The sequence below is a fragment of the Proteobacteria bacterium CG1_02_64_396 genome (assembly GCA_001872725.1).
GTDB lineage: Bacteria > Pseudomonadota > MNWR01 > CG1-02-64-396 > CG1-02-64-396 > CG1-02-64-396.
In genome coordinates this window covers 1-8,614 of sequence record MNWR01000012.1, presented here as the reverse complement: position 1 = coordinate 8,614, position 8,614 = coordinate 1, and the positions used below count along the sequence as shown (strand labels likewise).

The 8,614-nt window shown below is 58.7% G+C and carries 8 protein-coding genes; 1 reads left to right on the top strand and 7 read right to left on the bottom strand.

Annotated elements, in window-relative coordinates:
• Positions 1-644 precede the first annotated feature (644 nt).
• Positions 645-1,364 carry a hypothetical protein gene (locus AUJ55_01380; GenBank protein ID OIO61104.1) on the top strand — a complete coding sequence of 240 codons (720 nt, stop codon included), beginning with the start codon at positions 645-647 and terminating at the stop codon, positions 1,362-1,364.
• A gap of 301 nt (positions 1,365-1,665) precedes the next feature.
• On the opposite strand, the gene AUJ55_01375 is transcribed toward AUJ55_01380, so the two are convergent.
• The 7 genes from AUJ55_01375 to AUJ55_01345 form a co-directional block, all read right to left on the bottom strand.
• Positions 1,666-2,085 carry a glyoxalase gene (locus AUJ55_01375; protein OIO61103.1) on the bottom strand — a complete coding sequence of 140 codons (420 nt, stop codon included), beginning with the start codon at positions 2,083-2,085 and terminating at the stop codon, positions 1,666-1,668.
• On the bottom strand, positions 2,082-2,636 hold the full coding sequence (locus tag AUJ55_01370) for a pyridoxamine 5'-phosphate oxidase (GenBank protein OIO61102.1): 555 nt from the start codon (positions 2,634-2,636) through the stop codon (positions 2,082-2,084). The genes AUJ55_01375 and AUJ55_01370 overlap by 4 nt, the downstream gene beginning before the upstream one ends.
• Positions 2,637-2,681: 45 nt before the next feature.
• Positions 2,682-3,368 (bottom strand): TIGR02453 family protein, encoded by a 687-nt coding sequence (locus AUJ55_01365; GenBank protein ID OIO61101.1) that lies wholly within the window; start codon positions 3,366-3,368, stop codon positions 2,682-2,684.
• 1,673 nt (positions 3,369-5,041) lie between these two features.
• A complete protein-coding gene (locus AUJ55_01360; protein ID OIO61100.1) occupies positions 5,042-5,698 on the bottom strand; it encodes a dethiobiotin synthase in 657 nt (218 codons plus the stop codon).
• Between the two features lie 269 nt (positions 5,699-5,967).
• Positions 5,968-6,708, bottom strand: coding sequence for a hypothetical protein (locus AUJ55_01355; protein ID OIO61105.1), 741 nt, complete (start codon positions 6,706-6,708; stop codon positions 5,968-5,970).
• Between the two features lie 278 nt (positions 6,709-6,986).
• Positions 6,987-8,042, bottom strand: coding sequence for an arsenical-resistance protein (locus tag AUJ55_01350; protein ID OIO61099.1), 1,056 nt, complete (start codon positions 8,040-8,042; stop codon positions 6,987-6,989).
• Position 8,043: 1 nt separating this feature from the next.
• Positions 8,044-8,460, bottom strand: a complete 417-nt coding sequence (locus AUJ55_01345; protein ID OIO61098.1) for an arsenate reductase (thioredoxin) — start codon at positions 8,458-8,460, stop codon at positions 8,044-8,046.
• Positions 8,461-8,614: the final 154 nt, after the last annotated feature.

The window sequence follows — 8,614 nt, the reverse complement described above, 5'->3', positions numbered from 1 at the left end:
GTCCTTGGGCTTGGCCAATAATTGCCCAGCATTCCAGGTGTTTCGGGATCATTATGTGGATCTATGCTGCACGGGATAGCGCCGAAAATCGGCAAAAAAAAACACGTGTAACGCCCCAATAAAGGGCGAATGGTCTTCTTTTGCCCGAACGCAAAAATAGGTCATAAACTGGGCGAAAAATGACCTTAAAAAGGTCGCCATGAAAGGTTTTTCATATGGACTAGGCGACTCTTCTAAAAAAATTCGTCGTCACTAGTACCGGGTGGGATGCGGGGATTTTTGGGCACGGATTCAGGTCTTACAAAGCCTCTTCCGGGGAATATTTGGTATCGTCAACGCTCGAGTTTATTTTGATCGACAACAAAACAACTGCTGTGATTGCGGCGGATAAACTGTTTACAGAGTTTAATGCCCCCGTCGAATTTTTTACCGACCGTGGCTATCAGGAAACTCTGCGACGGATGTACCGGGAACAGGCCGGTGTTTTGAAAGAAAAGTTGACTAGGCTGTTTGTGCGTCGGTGACGCATCTGAGGCATCTCCCCGTCCGAAATCGTCTCTTGAGTCCCCCCGTCACGCCCCCGCCACATCCCCGTCCGATCATTCCGCCCGTCCAAGTCGATCCAATCGAACCGGAGGTGCGCGATGAACAAGGAAGCGGGGGCCTGGCCCCAAACGATCCATGAAGCTGCCGAAACCCTGCTGGCAGGGTTGAACGGCCAACAGCGACAGACCCTGGCTGCCTACCCGGAAGGGGGGGTGCGGGCGTTGGTGGGGGGGAATCTGTTCGGGCGGATGTGCCATCTGCTCGGGGTGGGCCGCGACGGCAACCTTCCCCTGGTTTTAGACGCTGCCCGGCGTCGGGGCACCGTGATCGTCTCTTTCGAGGGGGAGGAGATCCCGGTGATTCACATCGAAGAGGTGCTGGTGATGGTGGCCCAAACCGCCCGCCACCACCTGCTGATGCGTGAGCAAACCCCGACGACGTTGCCGGTCACGCTTGAGGAGGGGGCCGCCGCCCTGCTCGCCCACGTCCCCCCCGAAAGCCGCCGTTTGCTCATCGATTGCGCCGACGAGCACAACCCCAACGAGTCCTGCCGCCGTTTTCGCAAAGCGGCGTTGCACTGGCTCGGGTTGGAATGTGATGGCAATCCTGAGTTGCTGCTGGAGGTCAGCCGCGAATGCGACGCGGTGTTCACCACCTACTACGGCGACGAGATTGCGATGTTGAGTCCCGAAGCGGTGGTGGGGGAGATCTTGAACGCCGCCTGCCGCAAGCTGCGCGAGCCGACCCCGGTGACCCTGGTGCGGTTAGGGGAAGGCCGCCGCTGCACTGCACCCATTGAGGTTTTTGGGGAGGGGTGAGCAGGTAGGCGGGGTTGAATGGGTGGGGGTTGAGCCGCCGGATGTACCCCCCCTGCCCTCGCCCTCCGAGCAACGCCCTTTGGAGGGCCACGCTCCGTCGTGGCCACGGACTTCCCGCTCATTCTGAGCTTGTCGAAGGAGGAAGGAGGAAGGGGCAACGCAGTCTCTTCGAGCCCAACCCAGCCCCGACCGCCCAACCCTTTCCCGACCAAAAAGCTCAGCTTCGCTTCGGCGACACCGCCTCTTCCCACAGGCAAGCCCGACCACCGTCGCCCTGGCGGATCTCGCTGCGCCCTTACCCCTACGCTTCGTCCTTCGGCCCCGGCCAGAAGAAGGGATTGAAGGCGACCTCCCAGAGGTGGCCGTCGGGGTCTTCGAAGTAGCCCGAATAGCCGCCCCAGAAGACCTTCTGCCCCGGTTTGACGATGCGCCCCCCCGCCGCTGCTGCCTCGGCCAGCACCGCGTCGACCTCTTCAGCGTCGGCCCCCATGTAGGCCAGGGTCACGCCGCGAAAGCCGCTCCCCTCGGGGGCGACGTGGGCGTCTTCGGCCAGCGCCTCCCAGCCGAACAGCCCCAGCCACGTCCCCTGCAAATCGAAAAAGGCGACATCCTCCTCGGTCCCCTCGACGGCCAACCGGGGTAGCCCCAGCGCTTGGTAAAAGGCGACCGCCCGTTTCAGGTCGCGAACCCCCAGGGTAATCATGCCGATGCGCGGTTTCATGAATCCTCCCCCTCCATAATGCCGGTCTGCAGCCCGTCGATGCTGATGCGGTTGTTTGTGTCCCAATAGGCCCGCACCCCCGTTTCCCCCTTCTGTTTGGCCCAGTCGGTGAGAAGGTCCCGCTCCCCCTTGAATTCGTACTGCGGCACAGCAAAGCCGCAGGCGCTCTGCGCCTGGGTCACCTGCATGTCGATGATCTGCCGGGCGCCGAGGCTGTTGGGGAAGCAACCGATCAGCGCGTCCCACTCGGGGTCGCGGGGATGGATCGCCCTGGCGGTGCCGAACAGCCGCACGATCAGGGGATCGGCGTCGAAGCTGCAAAACATCACCGTCATGCGCTCGGCGATGCGCAGATGGGCGGCGGTTTCGTTGCCGCTGCCGGTCAGGTTGAGCCAGACCACTCGGTTGGGGCCAAGCACCCGGAAGGTGTCCTGCCCCTTTGGGGAGAGGTTGATGCGCCCCTCGGGGGCGGCGGTGGCGACGAAATAGAGCTTCTGCCGGGCGATGAACTCGCGGTGCTTGTCGGTGATGACAGCGAAGAATTGGGCCATGGGGGAACCCTCGTGACGGGCGAACGCTGCGTGGACAAAGTCGGGTTAAAACCGCAGCTCCAAGGCGGCGCACAAAAAGCGCATTAGGCTGTCGCCTTGGGCATACCGGGTTTCGACCTGAGCGACGAAATCGGGCTGAGTGACCTCCTCGAAACGCAGGGGGTACAGCCCCAAGAAATCTTTGCGTTTGAGATCCTCGATCAGCGGATGGTCCGCCGCGAACCCCTTGGGGGGGCGTTTGAGGCTGTCCCCCTCCATCTGCCAACCCGAGCCGGTCAGGGCGTCGCGGGCGGCGATCCAGGCCTGCGGTTGTTCGGCAATGGCGGCGCGGATTTGGGCCAGCGGCTCAGCCTCGGGGTGCCAGATCCCCACCCCGAGAAAACAACCGTCGGGGGCCAGATGCAGGTAATAGCCGGGGGCGTGGATGTCACGGTGATCCCGGTGCTGCATGTGGATGCCGACGTTGGTTTTGTAGGGGGTTTTGTCCTTCGAGAAACGGGTGTCGCGGTAGATGCGCAGCAGCGAGCCCCCCACCTTTTTGGGGATTGCCTCGTAGTGGGGGGCGATGCGCTCGAAAACCGGCCCCATGGCGGCGATGAAGTCGAGCGCCGGGTTTTGCACCACCTGCTCGAACTGTTTCTTGTGGGCGGTGAACCATTCCCGGTGGTTGTTCAGGGTCAGGTCGGCCAGGAATTCGATGGTGGCGGGGGGAAAGCCGGGGAAGGTATTCATTGTCGACCTCTATTTTTTGGAGAAACGCCTAGGGCAAGATAATAAGTAGGATGAACAAACAGGTGGGTTGTCGGCTTTATCTGTCCTGGAGAAAGATCAGCATCGTTCAAGTATGACCACATAACCGGACTGTGATTATTTATTTTTACCCCAAGTATTCCTATTCTGTAGTAGGACCTAATTAGTTCAATCAGAACCTCCTTTTTTGTTTTACTGCCATTTGTATAGCCGTCAACTAGAGATTTCAACGGGCCAGCTTGATCGCCAGATGATGCAATTAAAGTTAATAGCTCATCAATTTCATCATCTGTAATTGATCGGTATTGGAACGGAACAGATTTGTTTTCTAGTAGTTTGAAGGAGTCATAAATATTTGGGCACAGAATGTGCCACTCATCGCCCAAAGATCGAAGCCTAGTTCGAGAGTATTCTGGCTCCGCGTCACGGATATTTTTTATGGATATTGTGGCTTTACCTTCGGCCTTATCTAAGCAGTCATTAAAAAACTGTATAGCCTCTCTTGGGCGGAGAAATGTCCTATCTATTATATATTTAATTGGACTAACGCCATCGATATATCTGTCGGGAAGAATATCATGTATATCGACCCTTGTCTTCGTGTATTGGTCGCGAATTAGTTTGCCGACGCGAGAGCTGAGTATCGATTCAATCTGCCGCTCATTCCAATTTACTTTCAGATACATTGAATGGAACTTTTCTTCCTGAAATCCCTGGGACCTAGTGCGCTCAATAACATCGTGCAGAAGGTCTGTTCGTATTGTTGCAATAATCTTCACGTTCTGAACTTTTTGAAATGTCTTTATTGATTCAAAAAGCGCCCTAATGAGCTTGTATTTAATGCTGTCATCGACCCAGTTGTCGTCAAGACGGTCAATCATAATGTAATAGTGTTCCTGGGGGTCATGGAATACGTGATCGGATAATAAGTTGATTACTTCATACAAGTCTTTAACTTGAACCTCGTTAACTACGCGCTGGGCGCGATTAATAATCTCAGCTCTTTCTTCAGTGGATATTTTGCTCTCAGAGGAAGTTTCAAACTGGACGCCGTGGAGGTTTGCTCCTAATGAGTCCTTTAGTGTATCTTCAAGGGTAGTGGTAAATTCTTTAATTCGGTATTCTGTTTCATTCCAAAAATTTTTCCCCCATGTTTCAAGGTATCTCAATGCTTGCTCTTTCTTTTTGTTGCGCTCAAATAGTGGAGCAAGCCATTGGAGGAACTTATTTTTTGCTTCTTCGTCCTTTATGTTGAATTTCTTTTTGAGTAGTTCAACTGTAAATACGTGTTTCCACAGCATTGTATAGAAGATGTCTAGCTTGACGCCATTCTCTTCGAGATATCTGATAATTCCTGAATTTGAAATATATGATAACGAAAGGGCTTCTGGGGGAAGATCAATTACATTTTCTCTGCATTTTGCAAGTTTATAAAGCAAAGAGCTTTTGCCGCTTCCTGTTCGCCCTAGGATAATTCTTTTAGGGTTTGAACAGTCAGCTAGTACGTCAATGTCACCATTGTCGATAAAGCATTCATCAAGAAACTTATGGTCTTGTTCTGCAGCGGTTGCTCCAATTACCGCATGCTTCCTGAACACAAAATTTGTAGTAATTTTCTGTTTTGGAGACATGGGTCCCCCCCCTGACGTTAATTTTCAAAATTCCTCAATCCCCCATACCACCGGGGCGATGTGTTCCAGCTCTTCCAGCATCTCGTGGTCGTCCGGCGAGCCGCTCCAGCGGTTGAGCACCAAGCCCGCCAGTGTCAGCCCCCGCATCCGCATGACCTCGACGGTGAGCGCCGTGTGGTTGATCGTCCCCAGCCGAGGGGTGGTGACCACCAGGGCGGGGAGGTCGAGACGGGCGATCCAGTCCGCATTGCTCCTTCCCGCGGCGTCGAGCGGTGCCAGCAGGCCGCCGACCCCCTCGATCAGCCCCGCCTCGAATCCCGCCAGGGTTTCAAGCGCCTGGGCCGAAACCGCCGCCAGGTCGATGGCGATCCCCTCGTCGCGGGCCGCCAGCTTGGGGGTTTTGGGCGCTTGAAGCCGGACGGGGGAGACGACTGCACGGGGCAGCAGTCCAGCATTGGCCGCAAAAATCGCCTCGGTATCGCCCCAAGTGCCGTCTTCCTCCACCCCCGAAACCAATGGTTTCAGCCCCACAGCGTTCACCCCCGATGCCCGAAGGGTGCGGATGATGGCGGTCGTGGTGGTGGTCTTGCCGATGGCGGTGTCGGTCCCGGTCACGAAGAGGTGGGGGTGGCGAGTGAATAGGTCGAGCAGGGGTTGGGGGCCGAACGCAGGGGTCATCATGGGTCGTTGCGGCGGCGCCGCTCTTGGTAACGCTGCCAGAAGCGCCACAGGTAGATCCCCGAGACGATTTGGGCAAACGGGGCCAGGATCACGGCGATCCAAAACCAGGGGGAGGAGGTGGGTAGGGTCATGGGGCCAGCATAAAACAACCGGGGCAGGTGGGCACCTATAGGTCCCATGGGGCCGATAAGTCCAAGGGGCTGTCATCCACGCCCCAAAAAAAACGGCGGCCCGAAGGCCGCCGCTGGTTGCTGCAACTGCGTGGGGTTTTACATGCCCATGTCGAGGGCGCGGCCGTTGAGGGGCTGCACCGGACGAGCGTTGCCCAGGTAGAGATGACGGTAGGCGTCGAGCTGCGCCGCCGAGATCTGCACCGGGGTGGCCATCACGTTCCAATCGACACCCTCAGAGCAAGGGGGGGTGGTCAGGGAGCCGCTGTAATGGAAGTGGCTGCGGTCGGCGGGCAGGATGCTGGCCAGATCGTAGGTGACCTGCGCGTTGTCGACCTTGCCACCCTCTTCGGCGGGCATGTTGCTCAGCACCGGAGCCAGGGCGGCGCTCTCGGCCCCCGCCTGAATCAGCACCCCGATCACCGCCAGGGAGCTGTCTTCGGCCTTGTGGACGAAGTGGGCCACCATGTCGGCGGGCTGGCCGTCGACGGTGTGCTCGCTGGGGGAGTGGAAGTGGAATTGCAGCAGGTTGTAGGTCTTGCCGGCGACGGTCAGGGTGCTGCCGGAATCGACGTTGGCCTGAATGGTATGGCCGTTGTTGACCACATGCAGGGTGGTGCTGCCGTAGTTGACCTGCAGGGCGGGCACGGGGGCGCTGGCGGCGCCGGTCAGGTTGATCGGCGATTGAGCCTGGCCAGCGGCGCAGGTGCCGAACTCGGCTTTCAACTCACCCCAATGGGCCGGGGCCCCTTCGCCGCTGTAGCTCCAATGGGGGGCGTGGTGGTGCTCCCCCTCCTGGTGGGCGGCATGATGGTGGGCGTCCCCACCGTGCGATTCCATCGCCAGGGCCGGGCCGTGGTCGTCGTGAGCACAACTGGTCAGGGTCAGGGCAACGGGAAGGGCGGCCAACAACAGCGCTTTGCGGATGTTCATGTGGACTCCTGATCCTCTTGATTTTTTGTCATGTTCCAGTAAGGAAATGGAAAGGGACCAGGAATGTAGAGCACCCTTTGCCCGATTCCAAGAACATCAGACATCGCTAATTAAGCGATGTTTGCAGGGAGTTGCAGCCACAAAAAGGGCCCCTTGCGGGGCCTTGGTTTTAAGCGACTGGGGGATCACCCCATGCTGCGGAGCAGGTAGCGCTCTCGGCTGCGATTCACAAACGCAACCACGGTGAGCATGACCGGAACCTCGACCAACACCCCCACCACGGTCGCCAGCGCCGCCCCCGAGTCGAAGCCAAACAGTCCAATGGCGACCGCCACCGCCAGCTCGAAGAAGTTCGAGGCGCCGATCAACGCGCCGGGGGCCGAGACGTTGTGGGGCACCCGCCACAACCAGCCCCAGCCATAGACCAGGGCGGCGTTGAAATAGACCTGAATCAAAATAGGGATGGCGATCAGCCCGATCACCAGCGGCTCGGCCAGGATCTTTTCACCTTGAAAACCGAACAGCAGCACCAGGGTCAGCAGCAGGGCGCCGATCGAGACCGGCCCCAGCGTGTGTTTCATCGCCTCCAGCCGCGCTTGCCCGCCCCGCCTCAACCAGTGCCGACGCAGCAGGGTGCCAACCCCCAGCGGGATGACGATGTAGAGCACCACCGAAAGCAGCAGGGTGGCATAGGGGACGTGGATGTCCGATAGCCCCAGCAAAAAGCCGACGATGGGGGCAAAGGCGACGATCATCACCAGATCGTTGAAGGAGACCTGCACCAGGGTGTAGTTGGGATCGCCGTCGCACAGGTACGACCAGACAAAGACCATGGCGGTGCAGGGGGCGGCGGCCAAGATGATGAGTCCGGCGGTGTACTCGGCCGCATCTGCGGGGGTGATCCAGGCGGCGAACAGGGTGCCGAAGAAGAGCCAGGCGAGCAGCGCCATCGAGAAGGGTTTGATCAGCCAGTTCACCACCGAGGTGACGATCAGCCCCTTGGGTTGTCTGCCGACATTGACGATGCCGTGGAAATCGACGTTGACCATCATGGGGACAATCATCAGCCAGATCAGCACCGCCACCGGGAGGTTGACGTTGGCGACCTCCAGCCCCCCCACCGCCTGAAACACCCCCGGCAGCAGCTTGCCCAGCCCAATCCCCACCGCGATGCAGGCGAAGACCCACCAGGTCAGATTGCGCTCGAAGAAGCCCATATCGGCTTTGGTCTTGGCGGCCATCTCAACCCTCCTCCCGCAACAACGCTTCGACGCGGGCTTTCAGCTCGTCGCGCACCGCCCGGAACTGGGCGGCGACCTCTTCCTCGGTCCCGGTCGCCTTGGCCGGATCGGGCAGGGGCCAGTGGATCTTGCGGCAGTTGGCCGGGACCACCGGGCAGGTTTCGTCGGCATGGCCGCAGACGGTGACCAGCAGGTCGAGGCTCGGCAGCAGCTCGGGATCGAGGATGTCGGAGCTTTGGCCGCCGATGTCGATGCCGACCTCGTTCATGGCGGCCACGGCGCGGGGATTCAGACCGTGGGCCTCGATCCCGGCCGAGAAAACCTCCCAGGTCTCGCCGCCCAGACGGCGCATCCACCCCTCGGCCATCTGGGAGCGGCAGGAATTTCCGGTGCACAAAAACAGGATGCGGCGCTTCATGGTGAACTCCGGTTATGCGGATGGGCAGATATTAAAATCGTGATGGGGAAATGTGGCCTAGGAGTCTGTCGGGCTTGAGCGTCCGTAGCGAGCCGAGTGGGGAATCGAGGCCAAATTTTCACGGTTTTGAGGATCATAGTGGTGTCTATGTGAC